The following is an 18,384-nucleotide window of genomic DNA, read 5'->3' on the forward strand; positions in this document are numbered from 1 at the left end:
AGGGGAGTGAGGCGCGTCAGGCGCCGGTGGTGTCGTCGAGCGAGGCCATGTCGATCACGAAGCGGTAGCGCACATCGGAGCGCTGCATGCGTTCGAACGCCTCGTTGATCTGGTCCATGCGGATCATTTCACACTCCGGCAGAATGTTCTTCTTCGCGCAGAAGTCGAGCATCTCCTGGGTTTGCGCAATCCCGCCAATCGGCGAGCCGGCCAGGCGCCGCCGGCCGAGGATGAACGGCACGGTCAGTTGTTCGTCGATCGGCCCCACCTGGCCGACGATCACCAGGGTGCCGTCCACGTCCAGCAGCGACATGTAGGGCGACACGTCATGGCGCACCGGCACCGTGTCGATGATCAGGTCGAAGCTGGAGCGCGCGGCGGCCATGGCCTTGGCGTCGGACGACACCAGCAGCTTGTCGGCGCCCAGCGCCCGCGCATCATCGAGTTTGTCGGGGGTGCGGCTGAGCACCGTGACGTCGGCACCCAGGCCCGCCGCCAGCTTCACGGCCATGTGCCCCAGCCCGCCCAGGCCGATGACCGCGACGCGGCTGCCGGGCCCGGCATTCCAGGTGCGCAGCGGCGAATAGGTGGTGATGCCGGCGCACAGCAGCGGCGCGGCCTTGGCCAGGTCCAGGCCGTCGGGCACGCGCAGCACGAACTCCTCGCGCACTACAAGGTGCTTGGAATAGCCGCCGTAGGTGGGTTCGCGGGTGATGCGGTCCAGGCTGTTGTAGGTTTGCGTGTTGTTCTCGCGGCACAGCTGTTCCTCGCCCTTGCGGCACTGGTCGCACTGCTGGCAGGAGTCGACCATGCAGCCCACCGCCACGGCGTCACCGACCTTGTAGCGGGTGACCTGGCTGCCAACCTCGGTCACGCGCCCGACGATCTCGTGGCCTGGCACGATCGGGTAGCGGCTGAAACCCCAGTCGTCGCGGGCCTGGTGCAGGTCGGAGTGGCATACGCCGCAGTACAGGATCTGCATCGCCACGTCGTTGGGGCGCAGGGCGCGGCGTTCGAACTTGAAGGGTGCCAGCGGTGCTTCGCGGTGCTGCGCTGCATAGCCAATGGTGTACATGTTCACCTCTCGTCACGCTCGGGAATGGGGACCAGGGTTTCAATATAGCCAGCATGGCGGGCTTCGTTGGGCGGGTAGGGATATTGGCGGGAACTCTTGGCCTGGGGGGCCTATCCTAATGAATGTAGGTTCCCCCCATCACGGAGGCATCGTCATGCGCCGTTTACTGCTGGTTTCTTCCCTTGTGCTCTGCCTGCCTTTGGGCACGGCCCTGGCCCGTGTGGATGGTCGCGATGTCGCCACCTCCGCCGGGGTTTCCGCCTCGTTGTACTCGACCTTCAAGGACGACAAGCTGGTGATTCCGGCGCGCGATGATGCTTCGACGTTCATCGCCAGCGGCGGCGAAATTCGCGGTGTGTACCTGGAGTCGATGCTGCAGCGTATCCGTCAGCAGAACCCTGGGTTGCAGGCCAGTGACGAAGACCTGGCCAAGGCGATACTGACCCAGGATGAGCTGGGGGCGGGGCAGTAGTCGTCGGCTGCTGAATGCACACCTGTAGGAGCCAGCCTTGCTGGCGATGCGCGGCTACGCCGTGCCATAGGCGTTACGCACGCCATCGCCGGCAAGGCCGGCTCCTACAGGAAGCTGTTGCTGCCACAGGTCTGATGGGTGCTATCAGACTGAAGCCGGATCAACCTTGCCAGGGTCGATGCCCAGCGCTTCGATCGCGCCGGCCACCACCTCGCGCTCGATCACCCCGTCCGCCGCCAGCGCATTCAGCGCCGCCAGCACGATGAACTGGCGGTCCACCTCGAAATGCCGGCGCAGCGCCTCGCGTGTGTCCGACTGGCCGAAGCCGTCGGTGCCCAACGCCACGAAACGCCTCCCGGTCACCCACGGCCGGATCTGGTCGGCATGGATCTTCATGTAGTCCGTGGCCACCACCACCGGCCCCGCATGCCCCTGCAGCAGCGTTTCGATGTATGGCGTCTTCGGCGCCTGCAGCGGGTGCAGCAGGTTCCAGCGCTCCACCGCCTGCGCCTCGCGCCGCACCTCGGTCAGGCTGGTGGCGCTCCACACCTCGCTGCTGACGCCGAAATCACGCTGCAGAATCTCCGCCGCCGCCAGCACCTCATTCAGAATCGAACCGCTGCCCATCAACTGCACATGCCGCTCGCCCTGCGGCGGTTTTTCCACCGGCAGGCGGTACAGCCCCTTGAGAATGCCTTGCTCTGCGCCTTCGGGCATGGCGGGGTGGGCGTAGTTCTCGTTGAGCACGGTGATGTAGTAGTACACGTCCTCCTGCTCGGCATACATGCGGCGCATGCCGTCCTGGATGATTACCGCCAGTTCGTAGGCATAGGTGGGGTCGTAGGAGACGCAGCAGGGCACGGTGGCCGACATCACGTGGCTGTGCCCGTCGTCATGCTGCAAGCCTTCGCCCATCAACGTGGTACGCCCGCTGGTGGCGCCCAGCAGAAACCCCCGTGCGCGCGCATCGCCCGCCGCCCACAGCAGGTCGCCCACTCGCTGGAAGCCGAACATCGAATAGAAGATGTAGAACGGCAGGGTCATCACGCCATGGTTGGCGTAGGCGGTGCTGGCGGCAATCCACGACGAGGTGGCGCCGGACTCGTTGAGCCCTTCCTGCATGATCTGGCCGTCGGTGCTCTCCTTGTAGTAGCTGAGCGTGCCGGCATCCTGCGGCGTGTACAGCTGGCCCACATGGGAGTGGATGCCGATCTGGCGGAACAGCCCCTCCATGCCGAAGGTGCGTGATTCGTCGGGCACGATCGGTACGACGAGGCGGCCGACCTGCGGGTCCTTGAGCAGGGTGCCGAGAATGCGCACGAACGCCATGGTGGTGGAGATGGCACGGTCACCGGTGCCCTTGAGCTGGCTGTCGAAGGCCTCCAGGGCCGGCACCTGCAACGGCTCGACCCTGGCCTGGCGCGCCGGCACATGCCCGCCCAGGCGATCACGGGCCACCTGCAGGTAGCGCGCATCGGCGCTGTCGGGGGCGGGCTTGAGGTAGGGGATCTCGCCGAGGCGCTCATCACTCAGGTCCAGGCCGAAGCGGTCGCGGAAGGCCTTGACCGCCTCGTCGCCCATCTTCTTCAACTGGTGGTTGATGTTCTGGCCTTCGCCGGCTTCGCCCATGCCGAAGCCCTTGACGGTCTTGGCCAGGATCACCGTTGGCCGCCCCGTGTGACGCACGGCCGCCGCGTAGGCGTTGTACACCTTAACCGGGTCGTGCCCGCCGCGAGCCAGCTTCCAGATGTCGTCATCGCTCAGGTCGCTGACCATCGCCAGCAGTTCCGGGTACTTGCCGAAGAAGTGCTCGCGCACGTAGGCGCCGTTCTGCGACTTGTAGGTCTGATACTCGCCGTCCACGCACTCCATCATGCGCTGGCGCAGGATGCCGCTGCTGTCCCTGGCCAGCAGCGCATCCCAGCCGCTGCCCCACACCACCTTGATCACGTTCCAGCCGGCAGCACGGTACAGGCTCTCGAATTCCTGGATCACCTTGGCGTTGCCACGTACCGGGCCGTCCAGGCGCTGCAGGTTGCAGTTGACCACGAAGATCAGGTTGTCGAGTTTTTCGCGCCCGGCCAGCGAGATGGCCGCCAGCGACTCGGGCTGATCCATTTCGCCGTCACCGAGAAACGCCCACACCTTGCGGCCCTGGCGTGGGGTGAGGTCGCGGTCTTCGAGGTAGCGCATGAAGCGCGCCTGGTAGGCCGCGGTGATCGGCCCCAGGCCCATGGACACGGTGGGAAACTGCCAGAACTCGGGCATCAGCCGCGGGTGCGGGTAGGACGACACGCCATCGCGGTCGGTCTCGCGGCGAAAGTTGTCCAGCTGCGCTTCGCTCAGGCGCCCTTCGAGGTAGGCCCGGCCATAGATACCCGGCGCCGAGTGGCCCTGGATGTACACCATGTCGCCGGCAAACTGCGCGGTGCGCCCGCGAAAGAAATGATCGAAGCCCACGTCATACAGCACCGCCGCCGAGGCGTAGGTGGCGATATGCCCGCCCACCCCCGAATGCTTGCCGGCGCGCAGCACCATGGCCAGTGCGTTCCAGCGGATATAGGCATTCAGGCGCTGCTCGGTGGCCAGGTCGCCGGGGTAGGGCAGTTCGCGCTCGGGGCCGATGGTGTTGACGTAGGGGGTGTTGACGCGGCCACGAAAGTCGCCGTGCAGCGACACGTCCAGGTCCAGCATCTGGTCGATCAGGAAGTGCGCACGCGAGCGCCCCTCCACCTCGACAACGGTGGCCAGGGACTCAAGCCATTCCTGGGTCTGCTCGGGATCTGGGTCGTTCAACAGAGGGGGCTGCTGTTGCATCGGTAATCCTCCTGCGGGGTTGTGGCGGGCAGTGCCGGCAGGTCTGCCGGGTAGTAGTTGCATTTGCAATTGATTCTAGGCATGCGCCCCGTATGATTGCAAATGCAATAACTTTGACCCGAGGAACCCTCATGGCTGCACCCACCGCTGACCTCTGGTTCAGCTTCATTCGCGCCCACCGCAACCTGATTCGCGAAATCGAACGTCGCCTGGCCGACCAGGGCCTGCCCGTGTACGCCTGGTATGACGCGCTGTGGGGCATCGAGAGCGGCCCCGATGGCTGCCGGCGCATGCACGAGCTGGCCGATGTGATGGCCATCGAGCGTTACAACCTGACCCGCCTGGTCGACCGCCTGGAGGCCGAAGGGCATGTGGTGCGCAAGAAGGTCGCGGGCGACGGGCGCGGCGCCCTGGCGTGCATCACCGACAGCGGCAAGGCGCTGCGCAAGCGCATGTGGGCGGTGTACAAGCAGGCAGTGGACGAGCTGTTTCTGAGCCAGTTCACGCCCGAGCAACAGTCGCTGTTCGCCCAGGCGCTGGAACAGTCGAGCTTCAAGGCCCGGGCGTCATTCGCCTAGGCCCAGCCGGGCCTGTGCGGCGGGTAGCGCCTGGGTGTCGAACAGGCCCTGGCCGGCCAGTGCCTGCAACGCGCTGAAGGCTATCCAGCGCCGATCCAGGCAGTTGCCCGGCGCCAGGCTGTCGGCGCCCAGTGCGGTGAAGGGCGCCGTGACATGCGGGGCAAGCTGGTCGGCGATGTGCTGGGCATAGCCGGTCACGGCGATCACCGGCGTGCTGGCCGACATCAGGCAGTACTGCAGGTAGCTCTTGCGTGGCGCGGCCTCGGGGTGCAGGCGGTTCCAGCGAGCGGCATCGTCGCTGTCACGGGCCAGGCGCGTGTAGCTGGGGCAACTCCACAACTGGCTGGCGATGCCCCAGTGCGTGTCGAGCAGCATCGCGGCGGCGCGCACCTCCCGGAGCATGGCGCCGGCACCCAGCAGGCGTACCTGGGGGCGGGCAGCGCTGGTGGGCTGCAACGGGTACATGCCCAGGAATGCATCGCTGCAATCGTCGTGTGCCGGTTCATCGGCTGCCGGCGGCTGGTCGTGCAGGGTCATGTAGTAGAAGCCGTGGCGCCCCTGTACGTACAGCTCGTCCAGCGCCGCCAGCAGGATGGCCTGGGCCTCGGCAGCGCTGGCGGGGTCGTACGGGCGGCACTGGGCGTTGGCCGACAGCCACAACGGCAGCCACGGGTGCGCGCCCTTGGGCCAGCGCGAGGCGGCCGATTCCAGGTCGTTGAACACGATGCCGCGGTGGCCGATCTGCTCGGCCAGCATCGACACGCGGGCCGAGCTCGGCGATTGGGTGAGGTAGATCAGCGGGCGTTCGCGGCTGGGCGCCTGCTGGCGAAACCAGATGCCCCAGGGGCTGACCACCTCGCTCGCGCTGTCGGCGCGATCATTGATCACCCACAGGTTGCCCGCCACGGCCGGGTCGTGCTCGATGCGGTGCACGGTCTGCAAAATCTGCAACAGCGGCGAGTGCGACGCTGCGCCGGTCGACGGCAGGCCGGCCTCGATGCTGCGAATGCAGGCGTGGGCGGCCAGTCGGGCAGGGGGGATGGCAGGCAGTGAATCCACGGGGCAGCTCCATGATCGGTCCTTGGCAGAAGCGCAAGGGATACTGCAATCTGATTGCAAATGCAATCAGATGCTGTCGACACGATCAGGGCGCTGCGCTTTCAGGTATGGGGCACCGCGGCGGCGGCTGCGTTGCCGGCGTACTGGGGCTTGAGGTGGCCTTGTTCGTCCAGCAGGTAGGCGTCCATGATTTCCCGGACCACCGGCCCGGCCACGCGCCCACCGGCCTCGCCGTTCTCGATCATCACCGCGATGGCGATGCTCGGGTGGTCGGCGGGGGCAAAGCCCACGAACAACGCGTTGTCGCGGTGGCGCTCCAGGGTCTTGTCGCGGTTGTAGCGTTCCCCCTGCTTGATCGCCACCACCTGCGCGGTGCCGCTCTTGCCGGCGATGCGGTACTGCGCCCCGGCAGCGGCGGCGCGGGCGATGCCGCGCGGGGCGTGCATGACCATCTGCATGCCCTGGTTGACCTGGTCCCAGGCGTGGCGGTCATGCAGCACGATGTCGGGCATGGGGTTGGGGTCTACCGGCGGCTCGTCGCCGATGCTCATGGCCAGGTGCGGGCGGTGCCACACGCCCTTGCTTGCCAGCAGGCTGGTGGCCTGCGCCAGTTGCAGCGGGGTGACCTGCATGTAGCCCTGGCCGATGCCCAGGATCAGGGTTTCGCCGGGGTACCAGGCCTGGCGCCGGTTGGCGCGCTTCCAGGCGGGCGAGGGCATCAGGCCGGGTGACTCTTCGAACATGTCCAGCGAGACCTTCTGGCCCAGGCCGAATTCGCTCATGTAGTCGTGCAGGCGCTCGACCCCCAGCTTGTGCGCCAGGTCGTAGAAGTAGGTGTCGTTGGAACGCATGATCGCGCTGTACATGTCCACCCAGCCGTCGCCGCTGCGGTTCCAGTTGCGGTACTTGTGGTCGTAGTTGGGCAGCTCGTAGTAGCCGGGGTCGAACACCCGGCTGGCCGGGGTGATCACGCCGCTGTCGAGGCCGGCGATGACCACCTCGGGCTTGATCGTCGAGCCCGGGGCGTACAGGCCGCGCAGCACGCGGTTGAACAGTGGCCGGTCGATGGAATCGCGCAGCTCGGCGTACTGCCTGAAGCTGATGCCCTTGACGAACAGGTTGGGATCGAAGCTGGGGTTGCTGACCATCGCCAGCACCTCGCCGGTGGCCGGGTCCAGCGCCACCACCGAACCACGGCGATCGCCCAGGGCCTTTTCGGCGGCCAGCTGCAGGTGCGCGTCCAGGCTCAGGGTGATGTTCTTGCCGGGCACCGGATCGTGGTGGCGCAGCACGCGCATGATGCGGCCCTGGGCGTTGGTCTCGACCTCTTCGTAGCCCACCTGGCCGTGCAGCTGGGCCTCGTAGAAGTGCTCGATGCCGGTCTTGCCGATGGACTGGGTGCCACGGTATTCGGTGGCATCGAGGGTCTTGGCTTCTTTCTCGTTGATGCGCCCCACGTAGCCCACCGAGTGGGCAAAGTGCGCGCCCATGGGGTATTCACGAATGAACTGCGGCTCCACGTCCAGCCCCGGCAGACGGAACTGGTTGACCGCGATCAGGGCGATCTGCTCTTCGCTCAGGCCGAACATCAGCGTCACCGGCTCGAACGGCTTGCGGCCACGGCGCAGGTCCTTCTCGAAGCCCTGGCGGTCCTCCTCGCCCAGGCCCAGGATCTGCACCAGGCTGTCGAGCACCCTGGGCGTGTCGCCAGCACGCTCGCGGGTCATGGTGAGGTTGAAGCTGGGCTTGTTGTCAGCCAGCACCTCGCCGTTGCGGTCGTAGATCAGCCCGCGCTCGGGGGCGATGGGCAGCACGTGCACGCGGTTGTTCTGCGACACGGCGGCATGGTAGTCGTGCTGCACCACCTGCAGCACGTACAGCCGCCCCACCAGCACCGCCACCAGCACCAGTACCAGCAGCGCACACGCGATCAGCCTGCGGTTGACCAGGTGCGTTTCTTTCTCGTGGTCCTTGAGGGGGATAGGCTGGGGCATGTGCAGGCTCTTGCGGAAAACGGATACACCACCGGCCTGGGAGCAGGCAGTGAACGGGCGCGATGGCGTGAATGAACGGCGATCCTACGCAAGCTGCTGCGGTGCCTCAAGGCCGGTTGTCCGCAGGCGGTCGAGGGTGCGCCGAGGTTCCCCGGTTAGCGGGGCGCAGCGTTCATGAAGATTTTTTCATGAAGGCCGCAGCGGCCCGGTCGACAGGCTGCGCTTGCATGCGTGGCGAACTGCGAATACTGTATGGATAATCAGTATCGAGGTGGACCCCATGCAGCTCATCGCCAAGCTCGGCATCCTGGCCGATGCCGCCAAGTACGACGCCTCGTGCGCCAGCAGCGGCGCCCCCAAGCGCAGCTCGCGCGGTCGCGACGGCCTGGGCGCCACCGATGGCATGGGCATCTGCCACAGCTACACCCCCGACGGGCGCTGCGTGTCGCTGCTCAAGGTGCTGCTGACCAACTTCTGCCTGTACGACTGCCAGTACTGCGTCAACCGCCGCTCCAGCAACGTGCCGCGGGCACGCTTCACGCCTGAGGAGGTGGTGCGCCTGACCCTGGATTTCTACCGGCGCAACTGCATCAGCGGGCTGTTCCTCAGCTCGGGCATCATCCGCTCCGCCGACTACACCATGGAACAGTTGATTCGCGTGGCGCAGCTGCTGCGCGAAGAGCACAACTTTCGCGGCTACATCCACCTTAAGACCATCCCCGACGCCGACCCGCTGCTGATCGAGCAGGCCGGGCGGCTGGCCGACCGCCTCAGCGTGAACATCGAGCTGCCCACCGAAGCCAGCCTGCAGCGCCTGGCGCCGGAGAAGCAGGTGCGTACCATTCGCCAGGCCATGGGCACCATCCACCACGGCCAGCAGGCGGTGGCCGGTGAAGTCAACGCACCGCGCTTCACCCCTGCCGGGCAGAGTACCCAGATGATCGTGGGCGCCGATGCCACCGACGACCACACCATCCTGGGCAATGCCGAATCGCTGTACCAGGGCTATGGCCTGCGGCGTGTGTACTACTCGGCGTTCAGCCCGATCCCCGACAGCCCCACCAGCGTACCCCTGGCCGCGCCGCCGCTGCTGCGCGAGCACCGCCTGTACCAGGCGGACTTTCTCATGCGCGGCTATGGCTACAAGGCCGGCGAACTGCTGGGCGGCGCGGGCAACCTGGCGCTGGACATCGACCCCAAGCTGGCCTGGGCCCTGGCCAACCGCGAGGTGTTTCCGCTGGATGTGAACCGCGCCGAGCCGGCGCTGCTGGCGCGCATTCCCGGCATCGGGCTGCGCAGCGTGCAACGCCTGGTGGCGCTGCGCCGTGAACGGCGCATTCGCTATGACGACCTGATCCAGCTGCGCTGCGTGCTGGACAAGGCGCGCCCGTTCATCGTCACCAGCGACTATCGCCCGCCCCAGTCGGAAACCCGCAGCGGCCTGCTGCGCGAACGCCTGCGCGAGCCGCAGGCACCGGTGCAGATGGGGTTGTGGGGATGATCGCGCTGGACTGCGACGAGCACTTCGACACCTGGCGCGACCAGGCCCGCGTGCTGCTGGGCCACGGCATCGACCCCACCGAGGTGGTGTGGGCCCATGGCCCGGTGCACGATCTGCTGGCGGTGCCGGCGGTGTTGCCGCAGGGCCCCGGGCCGTTTCGCACACGGGTGCCGGCCGCCTTGCTGGATCAACTTGAGCAGGCCGCCCGCTACCGTGGCGAGCAGCGCTGGAACCTGCTGTATGAAGTGCTGTGGCGCGTGGCCCATGGCGACCGCACCGCCATGCTGGCGGGCGACCGGCTGGGCAGCGAGCTGCAGCGGCGCATCAAGCAGGTCAGCCGCGAGGCCCATCACCTGCATGCCTTCGTGCGCTTCGTGCCATTGCCGGCGGCACTGGCCGAGCAACTGCAACTGGACCTGGTGGCCTTCCATGAACCGGCCCACGACATTCTGCAAAGCGCCAGCGGCCACTTTGCCGACCGGCTGGGCCGCCAGCGCTGGCTGATCGCCACGCCACGCGATGGCATCCGTTTCGATGGCAGCACCCTGGACTACCGACGGCACTGCCCCGAGCAATGGCGCCAGTGGGCCTGCCACGCCGACGACCCTGGCGCCGAGCTGTGGCGCACCTACTACCGGCACACCTTCAACCCGGCACGGGTCAACCCCGATGCCATGCGCCAGCACATGCCGGGGCGCTTCTGGCGTCATTTGCCCGAAGGCCCGCTGATCGCGCGGCTGGTGGGCCAGGCGCGCCAGGGCAAGCAGCGCGACGGCCAGGCGCAGGAGGTGGGGCAGCAGGGCGGCAAGCGCATCGGGCGCGGGGATTCGCCAACGCGCTGAGGGCCGCCTTTCCATATGCCACCCTGGCTGTGTATGATCGGCGCGGGCCGATGCTGCCCGCCGCTCGCTCCCGTTGGGAAAGGTGAAAGCATTGCAGTTACCCCTGACGCGATCATTCTCTTGAACGTCGAGGCCTGGCAACGCGAGCCCCACACTGCCTCGGCACCAGGAGCACATGATGATCTCGATCGAACAGGCCAAACAGATGGCCAAGCGTCTGCGTACCGCCCTGCAGGCGCAGAGCCCGCCGCTGACCCACTCCGGTGCGCTGGAGCTGGTGGCGCAGCAGTTGGGCTACAAGGACTGGAACACCGCCTCGGCCCTGCTTGCCCCCGCCATCCCTGCAAGCGAAGTGAGCTTCGACAAGCCTATCCCCATCCTGCGCATGTTCGACGAAGCCAAGGCGCGCGAGTTCTACCTCGACTTCCTGGGCTTCAGCCTGGAGTTCGAGCACCGCTTCGAAGCCGACCTACCGCTGTACCTGGGCATCGTACGCAATGGGCTGCAACTGCACCTGTCCGAGCACCACGGCGACGCAAGCCCTGGCTCGACGGTGTTCATCCCCATGCACAACATCGAGCAATTGCGCGACGAGCTGCTTGCCAAGCGCTACGGCTATGGCCGCCCGGACATCGTCGAGCAGGGCTGGGGCAAGGTGCTTGAGGTGTACGACCCGTTCGGCAATCGCATTCGCTTCTGCCAGGGCTGACCGGCCTTTCCCCCCAGGCTGAAGATGCGCCGTTTGTTCAAGCGGCGCAGGCTGGGGCTGCACGAAACTCCAGGCTCTGACCTGCCTGGAGTTTCACGATGCGAACCCTGTACGCCCCTGTATTTTTCCTTGGATTCATCGGCTCGGCCGTGTGGCTGCTGGACGAGGGCGCAAGCCTTGGCTGGTTGCCGGTTCTGCTGTTGCTGGCGATTGGCGTGTCGCTGCTGTGCGAGCGGCTGTGGCCCTATCGCGAGCGTTGGAATGTAAGCCAGGGCGATGGCACCCGGGACGTGATTCACGCGGGGGTGAACGAGGCGCTCAACGCGGCCGGCATTGCCGCCATCCCCCTGATTGCCCTGGTGCTGCCCGATACCGGCCTGTGGCCGAGCGACTGGCCGCTTGCGCTGCAGCTGTTGCTGGCGTTGCCAGTGGCAGACCTGGGCATCACCCTGGTGCATTACGCCAGCCACCGCCTGCCGTTGCTGTGGCGCCTGCACGCCGTGCATCACAGCGTGACCCGAATGTACGGCTTCAACGGGCTGATGAAGCACCCGCTGCACCAGATGCTCGAAGCGCTGGGCGGCACCTTGCCCTTGCTGCTGTGCGGGTTGCCGCTGGATGTGGCGGCCTTGCTGGCGTTCAGCATATCCATCCAGCTGCTGTTGCAGCACAGCAACGTCGACATGCGCATCGGCTGGCTGCGCCATGTGTTTGCCTGGGCGCCGGTGCACCGGCTGCATCACCTCAAGTACGGCACCACGGGGGATGTGAACTTCGCGCTGTTCTTCAGCGTTTGGGACCGCCTGCTGGGTACCGCCTTGCACCTGCCGCACTATCACCTGGCGGACGACGACCTGGGTATCGGCGACTTTCCGGACTACCCGGTGGGCTACGGCGCGCAGTTGCGCCAACCCTTTCGTCGCGACCAGCCCGAGCATCCACCTGCCGTACTGCCCGATGCCCTGAGCCGTGCGCTAGTCCAGCAGCCTTAGGCGCAGGTGGCGCAAGGTACGGTCGGCACGGATGCCGAACTGCTGGCGCACGCTGCGTGACAGGTGGGCCGAGTCGGCAAAGCCTGCGCAGGTGGCTGCCTCGGTCAGGCTGCTACCGCCCAGTGCCAGCTGCAAGGCCACGCGCAGGCGTTGCCACAACACCAGGCGGCGCACCGACAACCCCAGTTGACCGCTGAACAGGCGCTCCAGCTGGCTGAGCGACAGCGCCGCTTCACTGGCCAGCTGCGCGGCGGGCAGGGTGTTTTCATCCAGTGCACGTACCCGTTGCAAGGCGGTGGCCAGGCGCGGATGCAAAGGGCGCCGGGGCAGGGCGCGCAAGCGTTGGTTCAGGCCCTCCAGGTCTGCGCCGGCGTCTTCGCAGAGCTGGCGCAGCACCGGCAGTTCGAAAGCCAATGGCTCGGCAAACAGCGTGATCGCCGGTTGCTCGCTGAGAATCGCATGCGGCTGGCCGGAGGCAATGAGCAGCAGCGGCCCGCACTCGACCTGGCCCTGGATCGACGCCTGCACCGGGGCAGCGCAGGCGATCAGCACCTGGTGGGCATAGTGGGCGTGGGCCTGGGTTTGCCCGACCTGCCCGGCCACCAGGCAGTAGTCGGTGGCCAGCCACAGGTCGCCTTGCCAGGGTTCGTTGGGTGTGCGGTGGATAGTGGTGCTCCTGAATGAGGCTGAAGGCGGGCGGCGAGGTTACAACGGCAAGGGCCGGTCCTGCACCACGCGCTTCATCACCAGGGTGGAGGTGAGCCGCTGCACGTTGGGCAGCGACGACAGGCTTTCATCATAGAGCCGCTGGAAGGCCGGCAGGTCCTGGGTGATCACGTGCAGCAGGTAGTCCGGCTCGCCGAACAGGCGCTGCGCATCCACCACCTGTGGCAACGCCACCAGCGCGTTCTCGAACGCCTCGACCGCCGTGCGATCGCCCTCGCGAAGGGTGACGAAGACCATGGCGGAAAAGGTCAGGCCCAGGGCAATGGGGTCCAGTTTCGCCCGATAGCCCAGCAGCACCCCCGATTCTTCCAGGGCACGCACCCGCCGGTGGCAGGGGGAGAGGCTCAACCCCACCCGCTCGGCCAGTTCGGTGATCGAAAGGCGCCCGTCTTTTTGCAGTTCGGCAAGAATGTTCCGGTCGATGCGGTCCATCTGGAAGGATCTTCCCCTATTGGCCTATGTCGCGATTATCTTCGAAAGAAAATTCTAGCAAGATTTCATTATTGTTCCCTGCACCAATTTGCTTGTGGAGCAGGACGATGCAGCCAACCGTGTACACATCCCTGACGTGGGTAGCGCCATGACCCTGAGTGTTTTCGTGGCGTTCTGGGCGGTGTCGATGTTGTTCATCATCACGCCGGGTGCGGACTGGGCCTATGCGATATCGGCCGGGCTGAAGGGGCGGGTGGTATTGCCCGCCGTGGCCGGGCTGTTGTCGGGGCATCTGATCGCGACACTGATCGTCGCCGCCGGGGTGGGCACGCTGGTGGCGGGGCATCCGTTTGCGCTGTCGGTGCTGACGGTGGCCGGGGCCGGGTACCTGCTATGGTTGGGCATCGGCATGCTGCGGCACCCGACTGTGCCCCAGGCGGACCAGGTGCAGGTAGCCGGTGCGTGGCAGCGCTGGGCGGTGAAGGGCCTGTGTGTGAGCGGCCTGAACCCCAAGGTGTTCCTGCTGTTTCTGGCATTGCTGCCACAGTTCACCGACGCCACGGCGCCGTGGCCGGTACCGCTGCAGATCGTGGCGCTGGGGCTGGTGCATGCGCTCAGCTGCGGGGTGATCTACCTGCTGGTGGGCTTTGGTTCGCAGGCCGTGCTGGGCGCGCGGCCTGCGGCGGCGCTGTGGGTCAGCCGGGTGTCGGGGGCGGCGATGGTCATCATCGCGCTGGTGCTGCTGGGCGGGCAGCTACCCAGGTAGGCAGAATGTACGCGGCAATCGAACAGGGGGAGTGCCATGAAGAGCTTGAGAGCACGGGCCGTACAGGGCCTGGAGGTGGGGGCGCAACTGAGCGTGACCCGGTGCTTCACCGATGAGGACATCCGCTGCTTTGCGCAGCTTTCGCGGGACTACAACCCCGTGCACTACGATGCCGCCTCGGCCGAACTGCGCAGGTTCAGGTCGATCATCTCCCATGGCCTGCTGACGGCCAGCCTGGTGACCGAGATCGGCGGGCAGATCGGCTGGCTGGCGACCAGCATGAGCTTCGAGTTCAAGCGGCCGGTGTATGCCGGCGATGCAATCACCTGCCACTGGCTGATCGTGGACAAGGACGAGCGCGGGCATGCGCGGGCGCAGTTGAGCATCGTCAACGCGCAGGGCGAAACCGTGCTGGAAGGCATGACCACCGGGGTGTTGCCGAACGCAGCGGCGCGTGAACGCATGGCGCAGCTGTTGGCCGAGGGCGACCCCGGCAACCTGGCTGCGGCAGGTGCCTAGGGCGCCGGCACGCGGCAGGGTTCAATTGCGAAAGTACAGCTCGTCCAGCTGGCGCCGACGGATCGCCACGTACTGCTCCCACACCTTGGGGAACTCCGCTTCGCGGATGAACGGGAAGGTGAGGTACACGAATCGCCCCTTCACCTGAATGTACTGGCGTGCACGCTGGAAGGCCGGCTGCTCGGTCAATGCGATGCTCTCGTCGTAGCCGTCGTGGTAGTGACGAATATCCACCCGGTGCGGGGCAAGCATGCCGCGGGCAAAGTCGATCACCCAGCCGGTGCCCACCGAGGTGCTCAGGTAACCGTAGACGCCATCCTCCGACAGCTGCAGGCACGCCTTGGCCTGCGTGCCGTCGTCATCGTTCACCAGCACGATCTGGTCATTGAAGTACTGGATGGATTGCCCCTGCGGCCCGTGCAGCACCAGGTTCCAGCCTTCGGCATCCATGCGGAACTCGCCCTGGTTGGCAAACTCGGCGATCCATCCGTTTGACAGCTCGATTCTGTGGTTGGTCATGGGGGTGGGGGTCCTGAGGGATAGGGCAGGCAGTTGCTTCAGCTGTGCTCGATCAGCATGACAGCAACGGTATCGGGCTCCAAGGCTTCGAACACATGGGGCTGGTTGGCCGGGTAGCGCAGGTAGTCGCCGGCATGCAACAGCACCGGTGCACTGGCCGGGCCTGCGCTGGCGGCCCCCTGGCACACGAATACATGCTCGAAAGTGCCCGCCGGGTGCGCCTGGGAATGGTGGGGCTGCCCGGGCTGGGCATGCACGCGGTACAGGTCCCGGCGTATGCCGGGCGGGCAGTCGGCGAGCAGGGTCGCCGCGTAGTCGGCGTCGTCGGCCTTGAGCGCCGCACCTTCGCCTGCGCGAATCACCGTGACCGTCTGCGCCGGCTGCTCGAAGAACCGCGTGACCTGAATGCCCAGTGCCGTGGCCAGCGCCCACAGGGTCTCGATGCTGGGGTTGCCAAGGCCGGACTCCAGCTGCGATAGCGTGGATTTGGCCACGCCGGCGCGGCGCGCCAGATCGCTGACGGACATCCCCGACTGCAAGCGCTCGCGCCTGATGGCCTGGGCCAGAATCATGATCGGCGCATCGTTCGATATAATGGTCATTTGTTCGTTATGAGTTGACTGGGAGAGAGGGCGGCGGACATTATGGCACCCACTCGTTCGTTTTGATGGATTTTGTTCGATGACACAGCCTTCTGTTTTTACCTCGACGGGACACCGCGCGCCATGAATGCACGTTCACGCGGCACCCTCGAAATGGTCACCGCCATGTGCATTTCTGGCACTGTCGGCTGGTTCGTGGTGCAGTCGGGCCAGTCGCCTTCGTCGATGGTGTTCTGGCGCTGCCTGTTCGGCGCCGCCGTGATGGCCCTGGCGTGCTGGGCGCTGGGGGTGTTTGGCACGCTGCGCCCGACGCGCGCGCAGTGGGGGTGGATGCTGCTGGGTGGCGTTGCGCTGGCCTGCAACTGGCTGCTGCTGTTCAGCGCCTACAGCCAGGCCTCCATCGCGGTGGCCACGGTGGTCTACCACACGCAACCCTTCATGCTGGTGGGGCTGGGCGTGCTGCTGTTCGGCGAGCGAATTTCGGCCAGTGGTGCTGGCTGGTTGGGCCTGGCGTTTGTCGGCATGCTGCTGATTGTGACGGCCAAGACGGGGGCGGCCGGGGAAAACTACCTGATGGGTGTGATGCTCGCGCTGGCGTCGGCCTTGCTGTACGCGATTGCGGCGATCATCGCCAAGCGCCTGCAGGGCGTGCCGCCGCACCTGATCGTGCTGGTGCAGCTGCTGGTGGGCGCGGCCATGCTCTGGCCCTGGGCGCAGGTGCCGGACATGACCGCGCAGCCCCAGGCCTGGGCCTACCTGCTGACCATTGGCGCGGTGCATACCGGGCTGATGTCGACCCTGCTGTACGGCGCCATCCAGAAACTGCCCACGGCGCTGATCGGCGCCCTGTCGTTTCTGTACCCGGCGGTGGCCATCCTGGTCGACTGGCTGGCCTTCGATCACCCCCTCAGCGCGCTGCAGGCAGCCGGGGCGCTGGCCATATTGCTGGCGGCGGCCGGCATGAACCTGGGCTGGCGCCTGGGCTCAAAGCCGGCCCTGAATACCTGAGTTAGACCACCGCATGCCCTGGGCCGCACTGGTCGAGCGTGGCCAGGTAAACACTGGGCGGGGCGCCCAATTGGCGGTGGAACATGCTGGAAAAGGCGCTGGGGCTGTCGTAGCCCAGCTCCAGCGCGACCCGTGTGACCGAGGCGCCGGCCGCCAGGCGGGTGACGGCAGCCATCAGGCAGGCCTGCTGGCGCCAGGTGCCGAATGAAAGCCCGGTTTGCTGGCGGAACAGGCGGCTGAAGGTTCTTGCACTGCAATGCAGGGCACTTGCCCAGGACTCGGCGCTGGTGTTGATGCGGGGTTGGCGCAGAAAGTTGTGACATAGTTCGGCCAGCCGCGGGTCGTTTGGCAAGGGTGCGAACAGCGCCAGGCTCGGCGCGCTGCGCAGCTCGTGCAGTACCAACTGAATCAGATGCCCGTCGCGACCGTGTGTTTCATACAGTGCGGGTACGTGCGCCGTGGCCAGCAACAGGTGGTGGAGCAGGGGCGAGACCACCAGGGCCTGGCACTGCGAGGTATCACGCACCGGCTGCGCCGGCTCTATGTACAGGCTGCGGGTGCTCACCCCGCGCATCAGCACCTGGTGCGGCTTGCCGGCGGGTATCCACACCCCGCTACCGGGCGGAATCACCCAGCTGCCGTCCTGGGTTTGGACCTCCATCAGGCCACTCATGCCATACAGAAACTGTGCGCGCCGATGCACATGGGTGGGCAGCAGTGTGTCGGGCGGGTAGTCGGTACCGATGGCGAGCACCGGGCGGGCGACGGCGTCGACGCTGGCGAGCGGAATATTGAGCATGTGAAGCACCTTGGCCGGAACGCGAGGATTATTGGCCAATTCGCGAGGGCTGGCCACATGTCTGGCCGTTAACGTGTGGCTCCCCCCTTGTGTTGGAAGCGATGCATGTTCTGGTTTCTGCTGTGTGCGTTCGGTGTGGTAGCCGGCGTGACCACTGTGCTGTTCGGCTTTGGTGGCGGCTTTGTGGCGGTGCCGCTGCTGTTTACCCTTATCAGTGTGAGCCATGCGCCGGGGTCGGCCATCGGCGAGGCCGCGATGCATATCGCCGTGGCCACCTCCACGGCGGCGATGATCTTCGGCGCAGGCCTTTCGACCTTGCGCCATGCCCGTGCGCGCACCTTGCAGTGGCCTGTGGTGCGGCCGTTGCTGGGTTACGTTGCGCTGGGTGCAGTGCTGGGCGCATGGGCAGCCACGCAGGTGCAAGGGGCGTGGATACGCTGGCTGTTCATCGGCTACCTTGGCCTGACCATTCTTGATGCCGTGATGCGCCCGGGGTTTACCGTGAGCACAAGCGATGGCATGCGCCCGCTGGGCCGTCGAGCCAGCGCCGTGATCGGTGTCGGCATGGGCGCCGTGGCGGCATTCCTGGGTGTAGGCGGCAGCGTGATGAGCGTGCCGCTGATGCGCAGGCGTGGGGCGAGCATGGCCGTGGCGACGGCGTCGGCCAACCCGCTGTCGCTGCCGATGGCGATTGCCGGTACTGCCGCCTACGCCGTGCTTGCGTGGCGCACCGAAGTGCTGGGGCCCTGGTTTGCCGGCTTTATCGATGTGCGTGCCCTGGCCGTGCTGGTGCTGGGCTCGTGGTGCGGCATTCACCTGGCCGCGCCGTGGATCGGGCGCATGCCCGACGCGCTGCATGTGAAGTGCTACCTGGCCCTGCTGGGGGTGGTGCTGGTGGTGATGGTGGTTGCCTGACTAGGCCAGCGGGCCTTGCCCCGTGATCAGCCTGAAACACCGCACACTTTCCAAGGTAA

General features: G+C 66.4%; 19 protein-coding genes. 10 read left to right on the forward strand and 9 right to left on the reverse strand.

The genetic code is table 11. The features are described from left to right. Positions 1-16: 16 nt before the first annotated feature. Complete coding sequence (locus V9K84_RS07085; protein ID WP_058540721.1) at positions 17-1,075, reverse strand: NAD(P)-dependent alcohol dehydrogenase; 1,059 nt, start codon at positions 1,073-1,075, stop codon at positions 17-19. 154 nt (positions 1,076-1,229) lie between these two features. Between V9K84_RS07085 and V9K84_RS07090 the strand changes: the two genes are divergently transcribed. Next, positions 1,230-1,547 carry a DUF2388 domain-containing protein gene (locus V9K84_RS07090; RefSeq protein WP_043860539.1) on the forward strand — a complete coding sequence of 106 codons (318 nt, stop codon included), beginning with the start codon at positions 1,230-1,232 and terminating at the stop codon, positions 1,545-1,547. Positions 1,548-1,691: 144 nt separating this feature from the next. On the opposite strand, the gene aceE is transcribed toward V9K84_RS07090, so the two are convergent. Further along, a complete protein-coding gene (gene aceE, locus V9K84_RS07095; RefSeq protein WP_088515355.1) occupies positions 1,692-4,364 on the reverse strand; it encodes a pyruvate dehydrogenase (acetyl-transferring), homodimeric type in 2,673 nt (890 codons plus the stop codon). 131 nt (positions 4,365-4,495) lie between these two features. On the opposite strand from aceE, the gene V9K84_RS07100 reads away from it, so the two are divergent. Next, on the forward strand, positions 4,496-4,942 hold the full coding sequence (locus V9K84_RS07100) for a MarR family transcriptional regulator (protein ID WP_088515354.1): 447 nt from the start codon (positions 4,496-4,498) through the stop codon (positions 4,940-4,942). Here the strand turns inward: V9K84_RS07100 and V9K84_RS07105 are convergent. Further along, complete coding sequence (locus V9K84_RS07105) at positions 4,931-6,001, reverse strand: pyruvate dehydrogenase (protein WP_256582875.1); 1,071 nt, start codon at positions 5,999-6,001, stop codon at positions 4,931-4,933. The genes V9K84_RS07100 and V9K84_RS07105 overlap by 12 nt on opposite strands. A 101-nt stretch (positions 6,002-6,102) precedes the next feature. Then, the gene (mrdA, locus tag V9K84_RS07110; protein ID WP_088515353.1) at positions 6,103-7,995 is read right to left on the reverse strand and encodes a penicillin-binding protein 2; all 1,893 of its coding nucleotides are present in this window, start codon (positions 7,993-7,995) and stop codon (positions 6,103-6,105) included. Between the two features lie 280 nt (positions 7,996-8,275). Here mrdA and V9K84_RS07115 point away from each other — a divergent pair, with 280 nt between their 5' ends. From V9K84_RS07115 to V9K84_RS07130, 4 genes are all read left to right on the forward strand, one after another. After that, the gene (locus V9K84_RS07115; protein WP_054915341.1) at positions 8,276-9,496 is read left to right on the forward strand and encodes a putative DNA modification/repair radical SAM protein; all 1,221 of its coding nucleotides are present in this window, start codon (positions 8,276-8,278) and stop codon (positions 9,494-9,496) included. Next, entirely contained in the window at positions 9,493-10,338 is an 846-nt protein-coding gene (locus V9K84_RS07120; protein ID WP_054915340.1) for a TIGR03915 family putative DNA repair protein, read from the forward strand. Before V9K84_RS07115 ends, V9K84_RS07120 begins: the two co-directional genes overlap by 4 nt. Before the next feature lie 178 nt (positions 10,339-10,516). Further along, on the forward strand, positions 10,517-11,047 hold the full coding sequence (locus V9K84_RS07125) for a glyoxalase superfamily protein (protein ID WP_088515352.1): 531 nt from the start codon (positions 10,517-10,519) through the stop codon (positions 11,045-11,047). A gap of 98 nt (positions 11,048-11,145) precedes the next feature. Then, on the forward strand, positions 11,146-12,039 hold the full coding sequence (locus V9K84_RS07130) for a sterol desaturase family protein (protein ID WP_088515351.1): 894 nt from the start codon (positions 11,146-11,148) through the stop codon (positions 12,037-12,039). Here V9K84_RS07130 and V9K84_RS07135 read toward each other — a convergent pair. Both V9K84_RS07135 and V9K84_RS07140 read right to left on the reverse strand, forming a co-directional pair. Further along, the gene (locus V9K84_RS07135; RefSeq protein WP_229589228.1) at positions 12,022-12,642 is read right to left on the reverse strand and encodes an AraC family transcriptional regulator; all 621 of its coding nucleotides are present in this window, start codon (positions 12,640-12,642) and stop codon (positions 12,022-12,024) included. The genes V9K84_RS07130 and V9K84_RS07135 overlap by 18 nt on opposite strands. Positions 12,643-12,744: 102 nt before the next feature. Beyond that, on the reverse strand, positions 12,745-13,197 hold the full coding sequence (locus V9K84_RS07140) for an Lrp/AsnC family transcriptional regulator (RefSeq protein WP_043860530.1): 453 nt from the start codon (positions 13,195-13,197) through the stop codon (positions 12,745-12,747). Positions 13,198-13,345: 148 nt separating this feature from the next. On the opposite strand from V9K84_RS07140, the gene V9K84_RS07145 reads away from it, so the two are divergent. Continuing rightward, positions 13,346-13,963 (forward strand): LysE family translocator, encoded by a 618-nt coding sequence (locus tag V9K84_RS07145; protein WP_043860545.1) that lies wholly within the window; start codon positions 13,346-13,348, stop codon positions 13,961-13,963. A gap of 36 nt (positions 13,964-13,999) precedes the next feature. Next, positions 14,000-14,482, forward strand: coding sequence for a MaoC family dehydratase (locus V9K84_RS07150; RefSeq protein ID WP_054915335.1), 483 nt, complete (start codon positions 14,000-14,002; stop codon positions 14,480-14,482). Between the two features lie 21 nt (positions 14,483-14,503). Here V9K84_RS07150 and V9K84_RS07155 read toward each other — a convergent pair whose 3' ends face one another. After that, the gene (locus V9K84_RS07155) at positions 14,504-15,001 is read right to left on the reverse strand and encodes a hypothetical protein (RefSeq protein ID WP_043860528.1); all 498 of its coding nucleotides are present in this window, start codon (positions 14,999-15,001) and stop codon (positions 14,504-14,506) included. A 38-nt stretch (positions 15,002-15,039) separates the two neighbouring features. Further along, on the reverse strand, positions 15,040-15,603 hold the full coding sequence (locus V9K84_RS07160) for a helix-turn-helix domain-containing protein (RefSeq protein WP_054915334.1): 564 nt from the start codon (positions 15,601-15,603) through the stop codon (positions 15,040-15,042). A 123-nt stretch (positions 15,604-15,726) separates the two neighbouring features. Here V9K84_RS07160 and V9K84_RS07165 point away from each other — a divergent pair, with 123 nt between their 5' ends. Further along, positions 15,727-16,611: a DMT family transporter gene (locus tag V9K84_RS07165; protein WP_088515349.1), complete on the forward strand. Its 885-nt coding sequence runs from the start codon at positions 15,727-15,729 to the stop codon at positions 16,609-16,611. Between the two features lies 1 nt (position 16,612). On the opposite strand, the gene V9K84_RS07170 is transcribed toward V9K84_RS07165, so the two are convergent. Then, a complete protein-coding gene (locus V9K84_RS07170) occupies positions 16,613-17,410 on the reverse strand; it encodes a helix-turn-helix transcriptional regulator (RefSeq protein ID WP_088515348.1) in 798 nt (265 codons plus the stop codon). Positions 17,411-17,515: 105 nt separating this feature from the next. Between V9K84_RS07170 and V9K84_RS07175 the strand changes: the two genes are divergently transcribed. Next, positions 17,516-18,325 (forward strand): sulfite exporter TauE/SafE family protein, encoded by an 810-nt coding sequence (locus V9K84_RS07175; RefSeq protein WP_088515347.1) that lies wholly within the window; start codon positions 17,516-17,518, stop codon positions 18,323-18,325. The last annotated feature ends 59 nt before the right edge of the window (positions 18,326-18,384 follow it).

This window comes from Pseudomonas sp. AE27 (assembly GCF_037113495.1).
Taxonomy (GTDB): Bacteria; Pseudomonadota; Gammaproteobacteria; order Pseudomonadales; family Pseudomonadaceae; genus Aquipseudomonas; species Aquipseudomonas palmensis.

Bases quoted from the DNA above. Each gene is read 5' to 3' on its own strand.
- V9K84_RS07100 (WP_088515354.1), top strand. From the start codon at position 4,496: ATGGCTGCACCCACCGCTGACCTCTGGTTCAGCTTCATTCGCGCCCAC.
- V9K84_RS07090 (WP_043860539.1), top strand. From the start codon at position 1,230: ATGCGCCGTTTACTGCTGGTTTCTTCCCTTGTGCTCTGCCTGCCTTTG.
- V9K84_RS07085 (WP_058540721.1), bottom strand. From the start codon at position 1,075: ATGTACACCATTGGCTATGCAGCGCAGCACCGCGAAGCACCGCTGGCA.
- V9K84_RS07155 (WP_043860528.1), bottom strand. From the start codon at position 15,001: ATGACCAACCACAGAATCGAGCTGTCAAACGGATGGATCGCCGAGTTT.
- aceE (WP_088515355.1), bottom strand. From the start codon at position 4,364: ATGCAACAGCAGCCCCCTCTGTTGAACGACCCAGATCCCGAGCAGACC.
- V9K84_RS07165 (WP_088515349.1), top strand. From the start codon at position 15,727: ATGAATGCACGTTCACGCGGCACCCTCGAAATGGTCACCGCCATGTGC.
- V9K84_RS07115 (WP_054915341.1), top strand. From the start codon at position 8,276: ATGCAGCTCATCGCCAAGCTCGGCATCCTGGCCGATGCCGCCAAGTAC.
- V9K84_RS07160 (WP_054915334.1), bottom strand. From the start codon at position 15,603: ATGACCATTATATCGAACGATGCGCCGATCATGATTCTGGCCCAGGCC.
- V9K84_RS07130 (WP_088515351.1), top strand. From the start codon at position 11,146: ATGCGAACCCTGTACGCCCCTGTATTTTTCCTTGGATTCATCGGCTCG.
- V9K84_RS07150 (WP_054915335.1), top strand. From the start codon at position 14,000: ATGAAGAGCTTGAGAGCACGGGCCGTACAGGGCCTGGAGGTGGGGGCG.
- V9K84_RS07170 (WP_088515348.1), bottom strand. From the start codon at position 17,410: ATGCTCAATATTCCGCTCGCCAGCGTCGACGCCGTCGCCCGCCCGGTG.
- V9K84_RS07175 (WP_088515347.1), top strand. From the start codon at position 17,516: ATGTTCTGGTTTCTGCTGTGTGCGTTCGGTGTGGTAGCCGGCGTGACC.
- V9K84_RS07125 (WP_088515352.1), top strand. From the start codon at position 10,517: ATGATCTCGATCGAACAGGCCAAACAGATGGCCAAGCGTCTGCGTACC.
- V9K84_RS07120 (WP_054915340.1), top strand. From the start codon at position 9,493: ATGATCGCGCTGGACTGCGACGAGCACTTCGACACCTGGCGCGACCAG.
- V9K84_RS07140 (WP_043860530.1), bottom strand. From the start codon at position 13,197: ATGGACCGCATCGACCGGAACATTCTTGCCGAACTGCAAAAAGACGGG.
- mrdA (WP_088515353.1), bottom strand. From the start codon at position 7,995: ATGCCCCAGCCTATCCCCCTCAAGGACCACGAGAAAGAAACGCACCTG.
- V9K84_RS07145 (WP_043860545.1), top strand. From the start codon at position 13,346: ATGACCCTGAGTGTTTTCGTGGCGTTCTGGGCGGTGTCGATGTTGTTC.